Source organism: Corynebacterium tuberculostearicum (assembly GCF_032821615.1).
Classification (GTDB): domain Bacteria; phylum Actinomycetota; class Actinomycetes; order Mycobacteriales; family Mycobacteriaceae; genus Corynebacterium; species Corynebacterium tuberculostearicum_H.
In genome coordinates, this window is the sequence record NZ_JAVBIF010000005.1 from 1 (window position 1) to 20509 (window position 20509).

A 20509-nucleotide genomic window follows, 5' to 3' on the forward strand; every position below is an offset into this window, starting at 1 on the left:
GTAAAATCCCAGTCGGCTAGCAGCCATGCCCGAAAACAACACGACCAAACAACCCCGCAGAGAGAATCCGCCCCCAATTTCTCCACCCGCTAGGTTGACAACCTATATAGGAACACCCCCCACCTTAAGGCATTGTTTAAGCCGAATTAACCCAGTGACACAAGGCACCTAACATTTCCGCGCGCTTGTCACCTCATTTTCTCCCTAAAGCAAAACAAGACGCATAAAAAGTGCTAAGTTCTTCCTGTTAGCCGTTTCTTCCACATGGGACTCGGTTTCAAAACTGTACGTAGGTAGGTTAGGAACCCCAAAATGACCAAACAAAAAGTTGCATTCGTCGGACTTGGCTACATCGGCCTTCCAACGGCTGTTGTGATGGCAAACTCCGGTGTAGACGTAACCGGAGTGGACGTCAATGCCGCAAACGTGGAGAAAATCAACCGCGGTGAAGTGACTATCGTCGAGCCAGGTCTCCAGGAAGAATTGAATAAGGCACTTTCTTCCGGTCGTTTCCGAGCTACCACTGAGCAGGTTCACGCCGATGCTTACATCATCGCGGTTCCAACCCCGTTCACCGATTCCTACGACGTTGACATGAAGTTCATCTACTCGGCGGCAGAGGCAATCGCCCCTCAGCTTGTTGGCGATGAACTCATCGTTCTCGAGTCCACCTCCCCTCCACAGACCACCGCAAAGATGGCTGAGCGTATTCTCGAAATCCGCACTGACCTCGTTGCTGATGGTGCCGAGAATCCTGATGACAAGCCAGTTATATATTTCGCGCACTGCCCTGAGCGTATCCTCCCTGGGTACGCAATGGAAGAATTGCGCACGAATGACCGTATTATCGGCGGCCAAACTACAGAGGCCACCCGCCGCGCAACCGAGATATACGCAACCTTCTGCAAGGGCGAGCTTCTGCCAACTAACGACGTCACCGCCGAAATGGCAAAACTTACGGAGAACTCCTTCCGCGACGTCAACATCGCGTTCGCCAACGAGCTCTCCCTCATCAGTGACAATCTGGGCATCGACGTCTGGGAGCTCATTAACCTTGCAAACCACCACCCTCGCGTGAACATCCTGCAACCAGGCCCTGGCGTCGGCGGCCACTGCATTGCAGTTGATCCGTGGTTCATCGTCGCCGCTGACCCGGAGAACTCGAAGCTGATCCACACCGCCCGCAAGGTAAACGACGGTAAGCCGGAATGGGTTAAGCAGAAGGTCAAGGAGGCTGTGGCAGAGTCCAACGCTTCCAAGGTTGCTGTCTTCGGTCTGGCATTCAAGGCAGATATCGACGACCTACGCGAGTCGCCGGCGCTGAATATTGCGGTTGATCTCGCTGAGGAACTCGAAGACAAAACCGTCTTCGCCATTGAGCCGAATGTTTCAGAGTTGCCAAAGCGGCTTAAGGGATTCGATAACGTCCAGCTCAAGGAATACAACGATGCAATTGCAGAAGCTGACGTCGTAGTCCTCCTCGTGGACCACAAGGAATTCAAGGAGTTCGACAAGACGAAGCTCGAAGGCAAGGAAATCATCGATACCAAGGGATTATGGAAATAGCCGAGTCCTTTCATTAGGGTTACTTCTACTGGGGCGCTTGGTCCGACCACGGTCCGCGTACTTCGTGCGTGGACCACTTCTTTTCTTCACGTATGTTGGGCTAAGTAGCAAAAGGGGATGCGGACATTTTTAGGAATATTCAGAGTAGCAGTTCGCGTCAGCGTTGATTGATGCTTAATCCGTCGAACTTGGACCTGACCCCGTTAGGTAGACACCCCTGTATTCCAGCCATTGTGGTTGGGGAGGAAGGTAATCTACCACCATGCCGCGTAAGGTTTACACGGAACAGTTCGAGCGCGACGGCGTCGCGATGCTCGAGGCGAGGCCAGATGCTTCGATGCGCAAAGTCGCAGAAGTGCTCGGGAGCAATCGCGCGACCCTGGGATATTGGTACAAGCAGTTTGGTACCAACGTTGCCGCTAAAGGTGCAGGCTCGTCAGCAGCAGGTAAGCTTGCTTATGCGGAGTGAATTCGCCAGCTAGAGCGCGAAAACAAACGGCTTCGTGAAGAGCGTGAAATTCTGCGCAAGGCCGCGAAGTATTTTGCGGAAGAGACGACCTGGCGATCCGCTTCCAGTTCGCCTGTGACCATATCCCCGACTACGCGGTTAAGCGGATGTGCGAAGTTCTAAACCTTAACCGGTCTTCGTACTACACGTGGAAGACTTCGGCTCCACGTCGTCGTCAGCGCCTTGTAGATGGCGCTGTGGTGGCCGCTTAAATCCAGACTATTTTCGACGCTGAAAACGGCGCCTGGGGCGCTCGTCGCATCACTGCCGAATTCAACAACCCCACACGTCGCGACGGTGCTACAACCCCTGCCAAGCGGATCAATCGCAAAAAGTGGCCCGCTTGATGTGTGCCCAGAACCTGTTCGGATGAAGCGTCCTGTTTTTAGTTCCTACCTCAAGTAAGGAAGGATTAGGCACTATGCCCAGAAAGTATTCCGTCGAGTTTAAGGAGAAGGCGGTCCATCAGATCATTGAAATGGTCCGCTTGGAGTCCTGCTTACTACAGCGCGCCTGAAAACATGGTCGGCGAGCTCCTCAACGTATGCCAAGTGCGAGAGAGTTAAGCGATAGCCTGCTCATTCCAGAGGTTCGGCATGTACATGCGGAGAATTTTTTGGTCTACGGTATTCGAAAAAGTGGCACGCTATCAACCGCGAAGGCTTTCATATTGGCCGCGATAAGACTGCCCGGTTGATGAAGCTAGCAGGTGTTTCCGGCCGCAAACGTGGACGAGACCCGGTAACAACGCTAAGTCCAAAACACCTGATTGTCGCCCGGACCTGGTGCAGCAAAACTTTCGTGAGCACGCACCGGGCAGGATTTGGGTTGCCGATATTACCTAAGTTCGCACTTCGTCGGGATTCCCCTATACCGCATTTGTAGTTCGTGTCTTCAGTCGGAAAATTGTTGGTGTTGCTACGTGCTCTACGCTGCGCACTGATGCGCTGCCGATGGAGACTTGAGAGCACGTTTTAACCACTGCTGGAAGAATCCATGGCAATCAGTTGATTCCCCATAGTGAACGGGGCAGTCGGTACGTGTCGTTGAAATATTCAACGGCTTTAGCTGAGTATGAAGTTCGCCCGAGTGCGGGAACAGTCGGCGACTGCTATGACAACGCATTGGCGGAGGGTGTCGGAAGCTTTGTGTATGAGGTTTAATCCTCAATCACAAAGCTTCCGACACCCTCTTGGCATATGATTTTAGAAGTCACGTCGAAAACTGCCAGAGTCGTATTTCATCGAAATATGCTCCTACGACCTCTTACGGATCAAATGCGCGGGATTTCCCGCTACTACCGAATTCGACTCAACAGGTTCTAACACAACCGATCCCGCGCCAACAATACAATTGTTCCCAATGGTACCTCCAAGGAATACCGAATTGGCACCAAAAAATACATTGTCTCCTACCACTGGAGCTCCCAATCTTCGATTACGACCACCGAGCGTCACATTTTGTGCTACGGTCACGTTTTTTCCAATGATTGAGTTCGCATGAATGACAACTCCAATACCGCCATCTCCGAGTTGGAATCCGGGGCCTATCTCGGCAGAACCTGGGATTTTGCAGTTGAACCGTCGATAAAGTTCGTTATCGAGAAATTTTGATCTTTCAACAAGCCCGAGTAGAAACAATGAGCGGCTAGCCCGGTAGAGTTGAACGGCATTCGCTTCTCGAATCACCTCCTCAGGAACTCCACCCAGACCATCCAGATTACTAGTTCCAGCAAGAACACGTTCATTGATATGCTCACTAGAATCCTTGACTTCGCAACCAAAGATTCGCATTCCTACGAACTTGGACTCATTGGAAACTAATCCTTTAAGTAAACCGCGAGCTTTTAGAACGGCCGCGACGGTTAAACTCCGCTCGTCAAGTCCATAGACAACTGTTGGTTGATTTGCGATTTCACGATCGGACGCGCGTTGAAAGGAACTCGCATACTCAACCAGCTCGTCCAAGGACGGGCCCTCTGTCTTCTTGTTTTGTCGAAGATCCCCTTCAGAAGCGTGGATCGTATACTTCAGAGATCCGGCCTCAGATGGGCGGGGAAATATCTCTAAACATATTCCTTCGATTAATTGATTCGCATTTGTCGAGTACCATCCACGATATGGTTCCTGTCGCTCACCACGAATCTCCTTGATCTCTACATCAGAATCAAAAACAACCTTCAGTTGGACCCCCAATCGAGTCAATAGAAGAGTCCTCCCTGATATAGACCATTCGCAATTATTCGGTAACAAATAGCGCGACACGACGACATCTCCAGCGACCCCTGACCAAGAATCTTCAACTACAACCGAGTCATGGGGTGACACCTCCACTCGACGATCAAGTATTACTCCGCTGATTATGTTTCTCATTTTGACGTGACTGTCACTAGCTTCGGGCATCGAGGGAAGAGCCGCAGGTTTAGAAGATTTGTAAGCTTCCCAAGACGGAACCCGGCTAGCGCTTTCTATGGAAAGAACAGAATGTGCTGCGTAGGTACGCAATGCTCGGACCCGAGGATCTTCGTAGTTGTAGCTGTGAAAACCTCCGTCAATAAAGAAATCAATGCCCTTGTAGGCTAGATAAAGCTGCGTATCGTCAGGATGTTTATGAGTCACTGATGAGTAGCCACAAGTAGCTAACAAATAGAGATTCTGAGAGGAATAGACCCATGTACCTACTCGCTGGCTAAATGCCGTCCCAAGTTGCGGGGCCAGTCTAGTGAGCTGCCTAGGAGTGTCTCCGCGAGGGACGTAACGTTTGTTCTTCAAAATCAGATATCGAGAAGATTCATCTGATGCTTCAAGAATCCACCGAACTTTGTTGAAAACCCCGATATCAGTAAGCTCCGGAGTAAACGTATTCGTTAGCCCCCGCAGCAAATTTATCCAAACTCGGTCGTACATTGGAGAGTTCTCACCGCACCAACCGTCATCGCCATATACATAATCCAATATGGCAGGTAGACGATCAGAGATAGCTTTGTCTATACGTCTGGAAAAGTCATTGGTGCCAAGATGCTGAAACGCGCCGCCTTCAACTAACTGCATTTTCGCGAATAAAAGTGAACGAACGACAAACATCCCGTGATTATTCAGCGGAATGTTGGAAACATCGCTCGCCCACTCAATATCTTCAGCCACAAGTCCCGTGACTGCTCGAATAACATCGTCGGGAACATACCTATCCAGAAGAAGCATCGCGAATGTTTCAATCCGCATGGAAGTAGCGTGATCCCATGAAGGATTACTCACATTTTTCCTGCGAACCTTAGCTGAACCAATCCAGCCTGCATAACTTTCAAGAACTGGACTCCACGACTCCGAGGACAGCCGAGGGGCCACAAACCCCAAAAACTGCCCTCCATGTAAATACAGTCTTCCGGATACCGAAAGCCCCGCTTCAACGTCATCCCACGGAACTGTGTCTCCGGGCACGAACTCGAAGCTCTCGCCAGTTGGCAAACCTACACGCACTACACCGCCCTTCAGGTCAGCTGAGGTATTCGCGTATGGAGCGTAGAATGAATGGCTTCTTGCCGAAATGGAGGTCAATTCAAATCCTTTGAACTTTTAGGGTCGATATTATAATCGATACCCAATAACTTATAGGCGTTTTGGAACAACTATCGCCTAGTACCCGACAAGCGGAGGCCAACATAACGTAACAGCGCAAAGTGCAGCGCAGGCGCCAGACCCTCAACCAAGCCGTACGACCTTTCTGTCAATGCAGTTTGAGGAGATGAAATCTTTCACCTCGCGCTGTCGGGAAGGGTTGGAAGAATAATATTTGCGGATAAAGCTAGCCTGATTATCAATCAGATAATTAACCGCTCCAGCGTTTTTCTTGTGAATTCGATTACGGGTTTCAATCAGGCAATTAATAACTGCAATACGTTGCTTTACGCAAAAGTCAAATGACTCGGGTTGGCGAGAGACGGAGTTGTCGCTCATACGTCGCACATACATTGAGCCCGCCATCGGAGCGCACGGAACTAGAGTGAGGTCTTCAAACTCCAAAAGTTGACTCATGAAAACGGTATCCTCTCCCGATACCAAAGAATCTTCATACTTGATTCGTTTGGCATATTTGGAAGGTATTAGCTTGCATGCATTTAATCCCAGCAATCCGGATCGATTTCGAAGAGGCTGACGGCCTCCCTTGAGAGCTGCGACTCGATTGTTGTTCGGTGTATTAATCTCCCGCTCTCCGCGGAGCGATTCGTCAGCTAATAGGCCAATTACAACGGATTCATCAGATGCAGACAACCACATAGACAGAAGATAGTCTGGCTCCAGGTAATCGTCATCGTCAACAAACGTTATATATTTGCCCGTCGCAGCCCTTATTCCAACGTTTCTCGCGTTGCCAACGCTTGCTCTTTTTTCAAACATGTACGACACATCAAGGTCGGGATGTTCTGAGGCAAATTCCTCAACAATTGATCTGGTATTGGATTCGTTTCCGTTTTCAATTACGATCAGTTGAATCAGACGTTCTGGAAGCGTTTGGGCACCTATGCTGTCGAGCATTTTTTGTATCGTAAATTCTCCTTGATAGGTTGCAAGGATGACCGACACTTTTTCGTCATAAATAGATGACTCTACGGCGTTTACTGCGTGCAGCGAACATAACTCAATTTCCTCTTCAGGCAAATCGACCTCATGCCTCACTCCAAGACCATTAGGAATCGCAGGCTGCTCGACAGGAAGCCCCATACACCGCAGCATCGTCCTTAAATTAAATTCGAACTCAGCTGATTCCTGCCAAATAAACGCGGAACTGTTGACGGAAGGATTTAGTTCTAGCAAAGTAGGCAGTGCTGGAAGCCATGTGACGGAGACACAATCCGCTTTTCTGGCCGCAGCGAAGAACTTCGGTGACAAAGTGTGCTCGCCGCGATCGATCAAAACGCTCGGTATCCCCAGCTTGCGTCCATGATCTAAGATTTTTGTAATCGGATAGCGACCTTGATCCTTATGGAACTGAACTCGGTTCTGCCAAGGCCCATTGTCATTTGCCGCTGTATCGACAATTAATACGTCGACAAAAGCGTCGATCGCCTCAAAGTAACCGGTGATTGGCATTTCGATTACTCGGCCAACCAATGAACGAAGCCGATTGACAAAGTCCTCGCTACCTACTACCGCGACCGTCAACTCGCTCAAACGAAAATGTAAATCTAGCGAATTTTCTTTGCTGCTCTGATTTCCAGCAATCGCACTCTCGATCAAGGGCGCCATTCTATCCAATTCGATAAACCGTTTGTCCACTTTCAGATCGACAAGGTCTTGCAACCCGATGTCAACCAATCTCATTCTGCGGGCATTGACCGCGGAGCGCGGTGTCAGAGCAATTCTTGCGTCAGCACGACGCCAAGTACTAAGGGCCAGCTCATACTCGGCATCGTTAAATTTACTATCAGAAATTCGATCATTCAACAAGCTTAGCGACCTCTCATCTGGGATCCAGACGAACGGCAAGCCCAACTGATCCGCTGCGAGCGAACTCGCAAAAGCTACTTCCCAGCCACCGACGGACAACAAAGAGTCAGCACCAGTTTCCAAAACATGACTAATCAAGGTTGCTTTTACAAATTGAACCCATCGATCAAAACGAAGGTTCTTGTCAGTCGAGACTTGGTCAATTGCATAGTCATGTTGAATATCATTACTAACCAAATCCAGGAATTCCGTCGTCCTTAAATGGAGTGGGAGCTCGACATCAATAACCAATTGATCAAAACCGCCGACATGCGGCCACTCCTGCCTATCGCCCTTTACCTGCACAACCAAGGGACTGGTAAACGCTGTGCTTTCGGTATCGCAAATATAATGGTTCAGCCGCATTTCATCCGCAGCGGCTAATCCTCGAACATACAGCTCTAGGTCCTTGAGAGCTCCGGATTTCCCAACTGTTAACTTTATGCCTTCGTCAAGCTGCGAAAGGGCTCCTTCAGTATCTCCACGCCTAAGTTCTTCGGAGACGTCTTTATAAAGCTGTTGTTCCGCGTACGACAACGCTTGATTTTGTGCCGCAGCAGGGCGGCGCACCGACAATTCACTAGCTTCAACATCGAATACTTCCTCAAGCCACAAATCACGGACAATTTCCAATGAATATCGCCTCATTGCCGCCTTAGCTTTTGCGGACTCTCTAACGAATGTCTCATGAGAATAATTACTGGTCATTATTCGTGAGAAGGCTTCATCAGTCGAACAGACATTGTATTCTTCACCAATTATGTCGATCGAACCGTCGCGCTCCCAGGCAATTGGAATAGCTCCTGAAATTCCGCCTTCGACTGCCGCCATATGGAAGGTTTCTCTATACGAAGGAGAGAGGATCCAGCCAATTTTCCTCAACCAATTGCCCATGTCAGGTGAGAAAGGTTCGAACGAAACGTTTGCGAGAAGTTTTCTCTCTCCTAATTCCTTGTAGAATGCACGATACGCATCTTGATGAGCCGACTTCTTCCATTCCCACGTGTAATTCCAGGGAGAATGGCCCTTGATATGAAGTACATAGCGCTCATCAACGGCGACCAACTTCTCCAGCAGATCTAGTGCTCGGTCTGGACGTTTCAGAATTGGAACGATACCAACGAGCCCGAGGTGAAAACGCGAATCCTCAAACTTTCGTCGATCCATGTCTGCAGGATTCACGCTATTGGGAATCACAACGACTTTATCGCTAGGCCAACCCTTCATTTCAAGTGCCTTTTTGCGATAAAAATTCGATGCTACGACGATCCGGTCGACGCGGTTGATTTCGAGCTTATCTATCCACTCGGACAGCAACTCATAACCGTGAAGGCGCACAATCAACTTCTGATGGGGAAGTTTATTTTGGGAATACCAAATTGCATTGAAAGATGCAAACTCTGCGATAATCACATCCGCCCATCGGAGAAATGGTACGGACTTCGCAGGTTGTGGACTCGAATTGCTTTCGAACACGTCCAAGCGTAGCTCGACATCCTCACGCTGGACCAACAGATTTGTTAGATCACCTGCGAATTTGAAGTCTGCACCTGCGAGCACAATTTTTAATCGATTTTCATGAGGAGGATGCGTAGCGTAGTTAGGAAGGTCAGCTAAAAAATGCTCCAGAAACGAAGACTGACCATTTGAGCCGCGTTCAGTAACAAGGCGTCCCACGAATTCAGAACCGTCAAATTGTGGATTCTGAGAGTCGAACTCAAGAAGTTTGAGAGAATTCGAATCCACAACTTGTTCTAAAATTGCGCTTAAATTCGATGCTAAGCCCTCCGGGACAACCAGCATACTACCTGCGGTAACGAAATCTGAGTTCTGTACATTCCTCGAATCTACGATTAAGCCTGGGACGTCGAGAATTCCACTCCGTTCTACAGATGCGGTTTCAATTGCCCCTTTTGAAGCGTCGAAGCCGCAAAGCAGCAAACGGGGAATCTGACGCTCACCACGGGCCAAACGTGAATATTCCGAAAAATCGATTTTCAAATCTGCTTGGTTGAAAATCAATGAATCAACAACATAAGTCGGAGGACCACTCGGTAAGCGCTTGGTCGTTGCATGGCGTCGTTTGGCCAGATAAAAACGGGGCAAGAGACGCGTCTTAGAAATCGCCTCACGGCATGAAGCCTCGATTCGTGCTCGGCTTCTTTCGTCAGAAGCTAAGAGAACTCGCGCCTTCGCACAGATGGTTTTCAGCCGCGTAGCATCAAAAGTGCTAACCCGACCTCTCGCCGGAGAATCTTCAACAATCGCCCACAAATTCTTTGGGCATTTATCACTGGCGGAAACCTGGAATGCAAAGGCTTCGCCTTGGACAATGACAACATCCGGCGCAGTTTCGCGCGCAAGGCGAATCAGCTGGCGAGCTCGATAACGCGGTAATACACCAAATTCATCCGTAGAGTCGGGTTCATTACCGGTTTGCGCAAGAATCACAGAAACACCCAACTCCGCCATTTCCTTGTGAAATGCGGACTCAGTTGTTTCCCTCGCCAAATACGTAACTTCACAGCCGTCGTCGATGAGCTTGCTAGCGAGGGCTAACGACCACGTCTCGGCAGTCGGATCCTGTTCCGGCAAAAAGTCGAATGCGAGTAAAACTTGCAGAAGTTTATGAGTATTCGTCATTTTTATCGTCTCTCGTTAGCCCTTTTGGCTCTTAACAAAATCCTGAAGACTGATCCAGAGCTTCGATTGCCGAGCGCCCTCCTCAAAGTCAACCCCCGGAATATTATCAAAAGTACACGTTGCAGTAGATTCAATACGCGCGAACGCCTCGCCAGGGCTAAAATCAGGCCGACGTAGAAGAATCACGATGCGGCCGGTTGCGCGGAAAACGCGACCGGCTTCAAAAATTTCTTCGCTTAGCTCTCGAAATGCGCCCGAGTCACTGCCCAGCCATGGGCCAGCGGCAAAAGCCGCAGTGTCAATGATCAGATGGGAAAACCGAGCATCGTCGGACTGCTCCCCCAAAAGGCCCGGCACCGCAGGCCGAGTCTCGACTCGTTCATTAAGAAATCCCCGGAGATCATTTCCCCCAAGGAATAGAACTGTGCCGTGCTTTTTAGCGAAGGCTGCGTCGCCAATGAGCTGTCCTAATGTCAGTCCGAAGGGCGAGGTTGGAACGTCCGGAGTCGAACTCCTACCCACCTTGTCCAAGATAAAGTGAACAGACTGCTCGTTAGTATTAACCATCTCTAGCGATCCTCCAGTTCGGGGAATTTACGCACTACCATTGTCCAGAGGTCCTCTCGCGCTCGTGAGACATCTCCAACAGGTGTTTTCACAGTCGCAGGTTTGGTTGACAAAATAGAACCACTTTCGACAAAAGCCCAGGTCTCGGCGGAGCTACCAGCATAGTCACTCCATTTAGAGGGAAGGTAGGGGTTGACAGTGTGATGCTCACCCGACCGCGCGTCGTTTACGATGAGGTAATCAAGTTTCTCTGTTGTCGCGAGAAATGTGAGATAAGGGAGCGAAGCGTTCAAACGAACCAAATGTTCGATTCCCGTCGCCCCCACGCCCTCCAAGGCTCGATTGACCAAGTCGTCGAACTGCGCTTGTGAAAAGTTGCGGGGCCGGCGAGCCCCGTCAAAAGCTGGTATATAATTAGTAAAAACATGCAGTCTAACTCTGCGCTGAATCGTCTCGGGCAAAGATCTAATTGCCGCGGTGACCTCAGTAATTCCGCGACTGGAGTAAAATTCGCCAAAATATCCTAGGTTAAGAGCGTCATCGTCAACTTCGTAATTACTATCTTCTCGGAGGTAGTAGTTACGCGGAAGAGTCGGGTGGTTGGAAACGCTCGAAACTTCTTCGATACGAGCCCGCGCTCGCGGATCAACGACATGCTCAAGCATCGTAGCTCGCTGATTGTCGTTGGTAAAGATAATCTCGTCTGCGAGTGCATAAACCAAATACTCTGCCAGCGAAAAGATGTTTAGGTCTTCCGGCATAACATCAGCGAAGGACCTTTGAATTTCCTGCATTAACGTAGCGCTGAAGGCATCGCGAGGAATCTCGCCCCCACGAGAGAGTCCCTCCACATCCAACGAAAGCGGATCCGAAAACTCGGCAACCCATGCAATCTCAGGATGCTTCATTTTGAACCATGCGCCCGCATAAATCGACGGTGCCCACATCGCGCGCGAATAAACGAAATCATATTTACGGCCATCCGCCAAGAGACTATTTGCGGCACGGTTTGAATGCGCCACAAAAGCTTGGAAAGCCTCCCAAGACGCCCAAGAAGGATTCAAAGGCAAAAAATACTTCGAATTAACGTAAGGTTCCGCGATAGCCTCAATCGTTGAATCGATCTTCTTCTTATTTAAAAAGGAACAAGCGATTACATCGAATGATCTTGTAAAATCGCGAAGCCGCTTTGAGGCAACTGTCGCGCCTGTGTCCTGGAAGGGAGAAAAATTGTATAACATGGCGAGTGCTGTCGACGGTGGACGCACTACGTCCCACGGGAATCCCTCATCCACTCTGCCTTGTACAATGTCGGAAAGTCTTTGGCGGTCTTCGGGATGCGCAGCCATCCAGTCCTTCAGCCATCGCACCGCCTGAATCTTGTATCCTTCAAGTTGTTGGACATCACTACGAGTGTCCGCCGTCTCTATTTTTCGATTTAGTAAAGACACAAAATCGCAAGTCGATAAAAGTGCTTCGTCCTGTGAGGATATTGAGGGTAACGAAAACATCTCATACCGATCACTAAAGGCTTTTACTGCCTCGCTGAGGGAAGTAAAGGTATTGTTCATTAGCTATCGTTGTAGACTTTCGGTCCTGAGCCGTATCATCCGAGACTCCCTACGGATCTCATTAGCAAGGCGCGCGAGCTGACCAACTTCGCTATTGGAAAGCGCCGCTGAAACAGTCTCTACCCTCTGGCTCAACTTCGAAACACTTGTCTCCAGAGATTTCAAATGGTCGTCAGCAATATGCCCTCCATTGCCCCTAAGACGACGCATCGCATTCAGCATCCGGCGCATTCGCAAATGAGAAACGACCGGGATTAGGGCAATCGCGAGTCCACAAAAAAGAAATGCCCAATTGGCTGCGCCAAAAAGACCAAACGTCGCCCCTAAACAAGCAAATCCCACAGTTAAAAAAAGAGCAACGATATATATCTTCTTTTCCACCAATTATTCCTTATAGTTTTGCAGCGAATACTACACCATCGACGTCTCGGAAAACGGGATGAAACCCACGCGATCTCACTCCGTTCGAATTTTACTTCCTCTTTTGTCTTGTCACCAGTTATATTCCGGCGAAGTCCAGACAAGCAAGACAGTCGCCTACATACTTGCGCGTCGGAAAGCTGAATATCGCCATCCAAGCCTCAAATCCCAATAACCCGCGACGCTAATGTGCCACAGTCGAGATCTGATGAGACTGTATCACAGATGCCAGTACCATTCGTCCAAAAGCTAAACCGTTTCGCGAACTCGCATCTAAGCCACCGCGACACCGAGAAGCAACTTCATTACAACGATAAGGCCACCCGGGTCACCGGGATCATGCCGAACAATGCTGTCAGCTTGGAGCGACGAGGGTTGAAAAATGTTGAGTAGCGAAGGCTGGCGTCCAGGACGCTTAGTACCTTTGAACTCGTTGTTGGGTGCTACGAATGAGCTCCAGAGAGAGAATGGCTATGTCTTCGACATTTATTCCCTACATGACGGCGGTGACGCCAAGTACCAATTCCCTGGCACCCTAAAAAAATCGCGTTGTCGGATCTCTCCCCTACTCGCAAAGGCTCTCCGCCTACAAAGATTACAAGAACTTTCTCAATGTAAATTCAGTCACTCAGAGTCCTACCATGTGCGCTAGAAGGCTTTTCGAGTTAATCGCCTGCGGCACACCGGTAGTGACGACACGTAGTCAGGCGATCGATAACCATTTTGCGCCTAATGAAGTATTTTCTATTGATCCGAAGGAAAAAGTAAAGCCCCTCATCAAGGCTCTCCTCATGTCGCCGGCTATCAGTGACCGGGTCTTACACCGCGCGCAACGCAAGATTTGGCCCGAGCATACATATCGCGATCGTGCGGAATTAATCCTGGGTAAGGCAGCCATTTTTACCTTGAAGGCGCAGATGCCCTGTCGCTGCGCTGGCCGCAGAAAGAGCTGACTTGGTACCACTTTGTCGCCGACACTACACTGTTTTGCAAGTCCCAGGTTCTTAAGAGCTTGAAAATTGGAGAATTGTCAAAAAACGAAGACAGTGATTTGCTGAGACGAGCAGCCAAAGCAGGATACTCCATATTTTCACCGGTTAGGTTCAATTACATTGCCGCTCGCCGACGCGACGTCAAAAAGTCGCAAACCTGGCAAATGAGCGATGCGAAAATCCTCTCCTATTCTCAAGTGGAAACTTTCGGATTGAGCCTAAATCACGACCGAGCATAGCACTAACCATTTTGGCCAGCCCCAAGAAAATGCTTTGATGCTATTCATCAATGCACTCGCAGTTAGTCTTACGCGGCCAACGCCGCTCACCTTACCTCTACTTGCCAAAGTTCCGCATAGCACAACGTGAAGCGTCCTGTTTTTAGTTCCTACCTCAAGTAAGGAAGGATTAGGCACTATGCCCAGAAAGTATTCCGTCGAGTTTAAGGAGAAGGCGGTCCATCAGATCATTGAAATGGTCCGCTTGGAGTCCTGCTTACTACAGCGCGCCTGAAAACATGGTCGGCGAGCTCCTCAACGTATGCCAAGTGCGAGAGAGTTAAGCGATAGCCTGCTCATTCCAGAGGTTCGGCATGTACATGCGGAGAATTTTTTGGTCTACGGTATTCGAAAAAGTGGCACGCTATCAACCGCGAAGGCTTTCATATTGGCCGCGATAAGACTGCCCGGTTGATGAAGCTAGCAGGTGTTTCCGGCCGCAAACGTGGACGAGACCCGGTAACAACGCTAAGTCCAAAACACCTGATTGTCGCCCGGACCTGGTGCAGCAAAACTTTCGTGAGCACGCACCGGGCAGGATTTGGGTTGCCGATATTACCTAAGTTCGCACTTCGTCGGGATTCCCCTATACCGCATTTGTAGTTCGTGTCTTCAGTCGGAAAATTGTTGGTGTTGCTACGTGCTCTACGCTGCGCACTGATGCGCTGCCGATGGAGACTTGAGAGCACGTTTTAACCACTGCTGGAAGAATCCATGGCAATCAGTTGATTCCCCATAGTGAACGGGGCAGTCGGTACGTGTCGTTGAAATATTCAACGGCTTTAGCTGAGTATGAAGTTCGCCCGAGTGCGGGAACAGTCGGCGACTGCTATGACAACGCATTGGCGGAGACCGTCAATGGACTCTACAAAGCTGAACTCACCTACCCTTACGGCCTGTGGACGTCAGTGGGGAAAGTTGAGTTGGCGACCTAGCGGTAAGTGCATTGGTAGAACACCAAGCGCCTTCACGAAGCATTGGACTTTCCCACCCCGCAGGAAGTAGAAATCGAGTACCCTCTCACCCAGCCCGTCAATACGGGTAGTAAAAGAAACGGAACTAAACCCAGGACGCTTCACAGTTCTCGGTAGCCATCATTGTTGACACCGGTTGCTAGCAGCACACTCGTTGTGACCACGCGTCCGACTTCCCGGACTTTCATCGTCAGCGCGTCGCACGAGAGGTAGTAGTACGGGCCGGAATCCAGTGGCCGGGGGCACAAATCCTCCACCATCGAATCCAAGTCTTTGGCCATCTCACTGACTTGTGACTTCGAAAAGTTCGTGATGCAGAGAATGGCGACTAGGTCGTTCATCCTGGGGGTAGACACAGCCTTTAAATAGCACGTGGCGATCACGGTGGTTAAGGAACGTTCGGTACGGGTGCGTCGTTCTAACAGCTAGTCAGACAAGAAGGAACCGTGGCGTAGTTTCGGGATAGCCATATCGACGGTGCCGACCCGTGTATCCAGTAGTCGGTGGTGGTAGCCGTTGCGGTGGTTGACGCGGTTGTCGCTGCTGGTGCCCTGGCCAGCGCCGCAGACAGTGTCGGCTTGGGCAGATAGAATTTGGTTGATGAAATCACCGAGCATCTGACGCATCAGATCGGATGATGCTTGGGTGAGTAGCTCTTCGAGATACGCGGTCGGGCCAATAGATTTAGGGCCAGCGGCCATTATGGGTGTCGTCTTTTCAAGGATAGGTAGAAGTTGATTTGAAAGGTACCCATGATGGTCGCCTTATTTGTCCGCGGGGCCCATCACAGGAACTAACTCGTACACCACGCTAACGGACGCAACCTCCAGATTTTCCCATCTACTCAAACGGAACAAAACCTGGGGCACTTCATTACACGTTTGGAGCACAGTTTCGCCTTTGATTTAGCAGGAATACCAAATGTCTCCAATTATATGGCTTTGCCATTGAAGGCCGTTGGGTATCAACGACTTAATTTGGACTAGTTCAGTGCTCCAAGTCGTTCCTTAAGTTTCGCCTATTCGCTAACCCTTCGCTACAGCTCCCCTTAGTTGCCAGTGAATGTGTTCTAGACGCTTCCTAGTTCGCGTCAGCCTCAATCTATTCGTAGAAAGCCGGGGCGCTATCAGAGCGCATCTAGCTACCCCAAAATTTGAAGAACGGTTGCCGCGCCCGGCGATACGCAGGCTTCCGGTGTTTCCCGGTTTTCTTGGAAGGACCGATCGGCGCCGCATCGCCCGGTTGTTTATTCTCCTCAACGCAGATGACCGGCGGAACATAAGCGTCTGTTACCTCGCGCAAATATTCAATGCCGGGAGTCTTGTCAGGCTTACCCATAAGACGGGCCCATTCATGGTACTTAGGAGCAACTTCGGTCGTCGGACCGTCAGCGATGATGTGGCCCTTGCTAATCCACACACAACGTTGGCAGTTCTTTTCAATCTCGGCGATTGAGTGAGACACCAGGAAAAGATTACCGGCGCGATCAAGGAGATCATTCATGCGTTTGGACGCCTTGGCCGCGAACGCAGCATCACCGGTTGAGAGTGCTTCGTCGATGAGAAGAATCTCAGGCTTAATCGCCGTAGAAATTGCAAAAGCAAGGCGCGCGCCCATACCCGACGAATAGGTTGACTTTGGACGATTAATCGCATCCCCGAGCTCCGTCCATTCGGCAATAAGGGGAATCTGCGCTTTAGCCTCCTCCGGGGTCATTCCCAGAGCCAGACACCCGACGTAAATATTCTGTGCACCGGTAAGGCCACCCTGCAGTGCAGGAGCCACCCCCATCAGCGTTGGCGTAGACGAAGTAAGCACCTGTCCGGAAGTCGGGGCTTGGCCACCCGCGATGATTGAAAGGAGCGTAGATTTACCCGAACCGTTCAGGCCAATAATGCCAACAGATTCGCCCGGTTTTACCACCAGAGAAGCATCCACCAAAGCATCGACGACTTGGTCTTGTTTGCGTGTACGCACAACAGAGGCATCATCCGAACGCGATTGCGAAATCACGTATCGTTTGCTTACCCGATTAACAACAACGTTGGCGTCTTCAATGTAATTGATATCCACGAGGTGCCTTCCTAGGTCAATCGGACGTATCGGTCTTCGGCCTGCCAGAAGAACAGGAACCCAACTGCAAATAGTCCAAAGGTCCAGGCGAACAGCGAACCCCACTCGCTAAGGGACGGAATGGTGTCGTAGATAGCGACGTTACGTACTGCGCTTAGGAACTCATACGCCGGATTATGACTCATAATTTGTTTCACTGTTGGTATGTGATCGAAACGGTCGAGCGTAAACATGACGCCTGACAAGAAGAACCAAGCTTGCGTGACCAATGGCACTACTGCTTTAACATCAGGTAACTGAGCGCACACACGAGCTCCGATCATCAAAAGACCACAACCGAAAATGTGGATCATTAAGAACAACGGAACAACGAAAATCACTTTCCAAGAAGGCACCGTATGCCATTGGAGTAGCAATGCGACGACAATCGAAACAGCAGCAGGAATCAGGTTATCGATTGCTGAACGAAGCGTTTGCGAAAACGCCAACGAAGCTGTTGGAAAGTTGAATGCACGGATCATAGCCCGATTTGAGGGAAGCAAACTTGTGCCTTGAGACAGCAGGCCCGACATCATTGGCATAAAAGTAGTGCCAATAAATAAGTAGCCAACAAAGTTAGGCACACCGCGTGATGTCTTGAAGAGGACACCGAACAAAAAGCCGTAAAAGACAACGTTAAGCAATGGGTTGATAACTAGCCAAAGCTTCCACAAACGATAATCACGCGTCGTACGAAGCGCCTTTGAACGAGCATCTGCCCAGATAAAATGTCGGCGCTCCCATAGCTGGAGCACATAGTCTTTCAGCGATGGACGCGTCTGAAGCGGTGTCAGTCGCCCCTTATCAACGATAATTACTGGGCCGTCGTGATTCTCGATATCTTTAATTCGCTGCTGAGTTTCGGCCTGACGCGAACGCTGCGAATTGGATAGGTTGAGCTTCATTCGTCACCAATCCTTTCGTTCGTTGTAGGGGTCGACTATGCACGATCCGTGCTCGCACTTGATAGAACTCTTAAGATGATACCCGCGAAGGGTTAGCTTAGGCCTAACCGCAAGCATTATTGACTCATCCCCGTTTCGATGATGGTTCGCAGCGCACTAACGACCGAGGAAAAGTCACCGGCTCCTGAGCGATAACGCATCTGTTGCTTCGAAAGCGGCGAGTCTTTAGTAAGAATTCCCCAAATTGGAACTCCGGCGCCCGAATAATCTGCAAACTTCGAAGGCAAGAACGGATTTACCGCAAAATCAGTGCCTGATACATCAGTGTCGTTAACAAGTAGAGCGTCGAATTTCTGTGCAAGGTTTAGGAATTCCAAGTACGGCAAAGCCGCATTGACTATTACTTGCTCTGGTGCCCCTAATGCCCAGAGCTGTGCCTGCGCTTTCTCTGGATTCGGACAAAAGATATGCAGACGAACAACCTGACGGAGATCTTCAGGTAGAGCTGTGATCGCCTTCACAACGTCACCAACACCGCGATTTTCATAGAAGGATCCGAAGTATCCCACATGTACGCGGTGCTCCTCCAGCTCATATTCCGGCTGCACAAGTTCGTACAAGCCGGAATCGGGCTGCGATTGAGCCAGGACCGTCGACTTAGAGAGGAATTGCTCTCTCAAGTGTTGTGGATACGGTGCCAACATCAGTTCTCGCTGTATTTCATTGGTGAAGACCAAGGTATCGGCAGCGATGAACGTTGCAGCTTCAGTCAAAGCAAAATGCGAATCTAGCGATTGCGTATCAATTCCAGCGCGCGAGACTAGTCGTCGCAACCTCATGGTTACGGGATGCGGAGAGATCTTTCCCTTGCGCTGCTGCCCTTGTGCGTCAAGGCGCATGGGATCTGAAAACTCTGCTTCCCAAGTAACAGACGGATGCCTAAGCTTAAACAAAACGCCTGCGGCATGGGAGCCCGACCACATCGACCGGGAATACATTGATTGATAGCCACCTTGCTTTCGCGAAAGCTTAGAAGCACGACGAGCTGCGTAAGTGGCAAACGAGCAAATCAAAAACCAATTGCTAAACGACGGCGTGACGTCTAGGACTTCGCGATGCCCAATGAATTGCTCCACCATCAACAACGAGCTGGAGTCAATGCTTCTTACCTTTGACATGTTGGCAGAGAAGACATCCACGAGCTCGCCTTGCTCACGAATTCGCTTTGAAGCAACATTGCCGGCAGTATCTGCAAACGGCGGGAAGCAATAAGAGAACACGACGCGGGATGCAGTTTCCGCGCGCAACCCAGCCCAAGGAAGTCCAGATACCCCAAGCTCAGTCGCCAGCTTGATCGCATCGCCAGTGTGCTCCGGAAAGCGCGTCAGATAGTCTCTGACAAACGAAAACTGGGCGTCGACAAGCGCATTGCGCGCTACAGTCGTGGGAGATTGGTCATAAGGACGGGCCGCCGGACGAATCCTAGAAATACATTCGAGCCTTTGCCGCACCGCAAAGTCAAAGTCGATTTTTTGGCGAGACACCGAATTCGGAGTCATCGTGCGGAGATAGCGAGCACCGTTAAGGTCTGAAGGAATCCGGAATGCGAGTGCAGGAAAGTCAAGGAACTGGGCAAAGAAGACGACATCTTCCCCTGACCGAAGATCTTCTGCAAAACGCAAACGAGTGGCGACCTCGATGGGAAACACTTTCGAAGCATTAAACCCCAGCAACCACGGAGCAGCGTGTAGAGGGGCAGTCTTTCCTCGCAGCCCCATGATTCGAGCATCCAAAGAATTTGAAGCAAGAGCGGTACCGTCCGAATCGACGTCTTGAATTCCTACAACCGCAATGGCCGCAGGTCCACACGCAGACCAAGCTCGCTCTAAATACTGCGACTCCAGCGCATCATCATCGTCGAGGAAAGTTACATACGTACGGGACGCGAGTGTCAGACCGAGGTTGCGGGCCCGACCCGCCCCATTGCGCTTGGAAACTACGCACACAACTTCAATTTCAGGATGCGCTGCCCGAAAGCTCTCCACGATGGTGCGCGAACGATCGGCTGCGCCATTTAGCACGACGATAAGCTCAATGAGTGAATCAGACAAGGTCTGCGCCGCAACGGATTCGAGGCTCCGAGCAAGGGTTTGGGAATTATTATAGGAAGGAAGAATCAGACTGATCCCTGGTGTACGGGTCATCGAATTTTCTCCAGAATCTTGTACAGCGTAACCACGACCTGCTTTGGCAGACGTTGCTTGAGTGGCTTGGCCAGAGGGGCAATCTTCAAGATGAGCTGACTTCTAATGCTCGGGAGCGCATCTGCTTGGTTCGCAGTGCCCCTGCCCTGGCAGGCACTAGTTTGCTGCTCTCTGAAAGGAGAGTGGAACAACTGTAGCGACTGAGAGAGAATTTCTTCGCGTGTATCTGCCATGTCTTCAGAGCATGTAGTGTGTTTTTCCAGTTTGAGCCATACGCAGTCTCCTG

General features: G+C 50.2%; 10 protein-coding genes and 4 pseudogenes. 5 read left to right on the plus strand and 9 right to left on the minus strand.

What is annotated here, in order from left to right; translation table 11 throughout:
• Nucleotides 1–312 precede the first annotated feature (312 nt).
• The 3 genes and pseudogenes from wecC to RAE09_RS05370 all read left to right on the plus strand — a co-directional run.
• On the plus strand, nucleotides 313–1566 hold the full coding sequence (wecC, locus tag RAE09_RS05360; protein WP_316981144.1) for a UDP-N-acetyl-D-mannosamine dehydrogenase: 1254 nt from the start codon (nucleotides 313–315) through the stop codon (nucleotides 1564–1566).
• A 262-nt stretch (nucleotides 1567–1828) separates the two neighbouring features.
• On the plus strand, nucleotides 1829–2035 hold the full coding sequence (locus tag RAE09_RS05365) for a hypothetical protein (RefSeq protein WP_316981145.1): 207 nt from the start codon (nucleotides 1829–1831) through the stop codon (nucleotides 2033–2035).
• 565 nt (nucleotides 2036–2600) lie between these two features.
• A pseudogene (locus tag RAE09_RS05370) lies at nucleotides 2601–3213 on the plus strand (DDE-type integrase/transposase/recombinase); the annotation flags it as partial.
• Nucleotides 3214–3330: 117 nt separating this feature from the next.
• Here the strand turns inward: RAE09_RS05370 and RAE09_RS05375 are convergent.
• The 5 genes from RAE09_RS05375 to RAE09_RS05395 form a co-directional block, all read right to left on the minus strand.
• Nucleotides 3331–5628, minus strand: a complete 2298-nt coding sequence (locus RAE09_RS05375) for a heparinase II/III domain-containing protein (protein ID WP_316981146.1) — start codon at nucleotides 5626–5628, stop codon at nucleotides 3331–3333.
• Between the two features lie 144 nt (nucleotides 5629–5772).
• The gene (locus tag RAE09_RS05380) at nucleotides 5773–10200 is read right to left on the minus strand and encodes a glycosyltransferase (RefSeq protein ID WP_316981147.1); all 4428 of its coding nucleotides are present in this window, start codon (nucleotides 10198–10200) and stop codon (nucleotides 5773–5775) included.
• 15 nt (nucleotides 10201–10215) lie between these two features.
• Nucleotides 10216–10767 carry a hypothetical protein gene (locus RAE09_RS05385; RefSeq protein ID WP_316981148.1) on the minus strand — a complete coding sequence of 184 codons (552 nt, stop codon included), beginning with the start codon at nucleotides 10765–10767 and terminating at the stop codon, nucleotides 10216–10218.
• A gap of 2 nt (nucleotides 10768–10769) precedes the next feature.
• A complete protein-coding gene (locus tag RAE09_RS05390) occupies nucleotides 10770–12338 on the minus strand; it encodes a glycosyltransferase family protein (RefSeq protein ID WP_316981149.1) in 1569 nt (522 codons plus the stop codon).
• Nucleotides 12339–12341: 3 nt separating this feature from the next.
• The gene (locus tag RAE09_RS05395; protein ID WP_316981150.1) at nucleotides 12342–12719 is read right to left on the minus strand and encodes a hypothetical protein; all 378 of its coding nucleotides are present in this window, start codon (nucleotides 12717–12719) and stop codon (nucleotides 12342–12344) included.
• Nucleotides 12720–13315: 596 nt separating this feature from the next.
• Here RAE09_RS05395 and RAE09_RS11925 point away from each other — a divergent pair.
• Nucleotides 13316–13711, plus strand: a pseudogene (locus tag RAE09_RS11925) (glycosyltransferase family protein); the annotation flags it as partial.
• 561 nt (nucleotides 13712–14272) lie between these two features.
• A pseudogene (locus tag RAE09_RS05400) lies at nucleotides 14273–15119 on the plus strand (IS3 family transposase); the annotation flags it as partial.
• Here RAE09_RS05400 and RAE09_RS05405 read toward each other — a convergent pair.
• The 4 genes and pseudogenes from RAE09_RS05405 to RAE09_RS05420 all read right to left on the minus strand — a co-directional run.
• A pseudogene (locus RAE09_RS05405) lies at nucleotides 15107–15703 on the minus strand (transposase); the annotation flags it as partial. The pseudogenes RAE09_RS05400 and RAE09_RS05405 sit on opposite strands and share 13 nt — an antisense overlap.
• Before the next feature lie 436 nt (nucleotides 15704–16139).
• A complete protein-coding gene (locus RAE09_RS05410; protein ID WP_316981151.1) occupies nucleotides 16140–17075 on the minus strand; it encodes an ABC transporter ATP-binding protein in 936 nt (311 codons plus the stop codon).
• 11 nt (nucleotides 17076–17086) lie between these two features.
• Nucleotides 17087–18019, minus strand: a complete 933-nt coding sequence (locus RAE09_RS05415; RefSeq protein ID WP_236882566.1) for an ABC transporter permease — start codon at nucleotides 18017–18019, stop codon at nucleotides 17087–17089.
• A gap of 116 nt (nucleotides 18020–18135) precedes the next feature.
• Nucleotides 18136–20223: a glycosyltransferase gene (locus RAE09_RS05420; protein WP_250412530.1), complete on the minus strand. Its 2088-nt coding sequence runs from the start codon at nucleotides 20221–20223 to the stop codon at nucleotides 18136–18138.
• Nucleotides 20224–20509 lie beyond the last annotated feature (286 nt).

Bases quoted from the DNA above. Each gene is read 5' to 3' on its own strand.
- RAE09_RS05390 (WP_316981149.1), bottom strand. From the start codon at position 12,338: ATGAACAATACCTTTACTTCCCTCAGCGAGGCAGTAAAAGCCTTTAGT.
- RAE09_RS05420 (WP_250412530.1), bottom strand. From the start codon at position 20,223: ATGACCCGTACACCAGGGATCAGTCTGATTCTTCCTTCCTATAATAAT.
- RAE09_RS05365 (WP_316981145.1), top strand. From the start codon at position 1,829: ATGCCGCGTAAGGTTTACACGGAACAGTTCGAGCGCGACGGCGTCGCG.
- wecC (WP_316981144.1), top strand. From the start codon at position 313: ATGACCAAACAAAAAGTTGCATTCGTCGGACTTGGCTACATCGGCCTT.
- RAE09_RS05415 (WP_236882566.1), bottom strand. From the start codon at position 18,019: ATGAAGCTCAACCTATCCAATTCGCAGCGTTCGCGTCAGGCCGAAACT.
- RAE09_RS05385 (WP_316981148.1), bottom strand. From the start codon at position 10,767: ATGGTTAATACTAACGAGCAGTCTGTTCACTTTATCTTGGACAAGGTG.
- RAE09_RS05380 (WP_316981147.1), bottom strand. From the start codon at position 10,200: ATGACGAATACTCATAAACTTCTGCAAGTTTTACTCGCATTCGACTTT.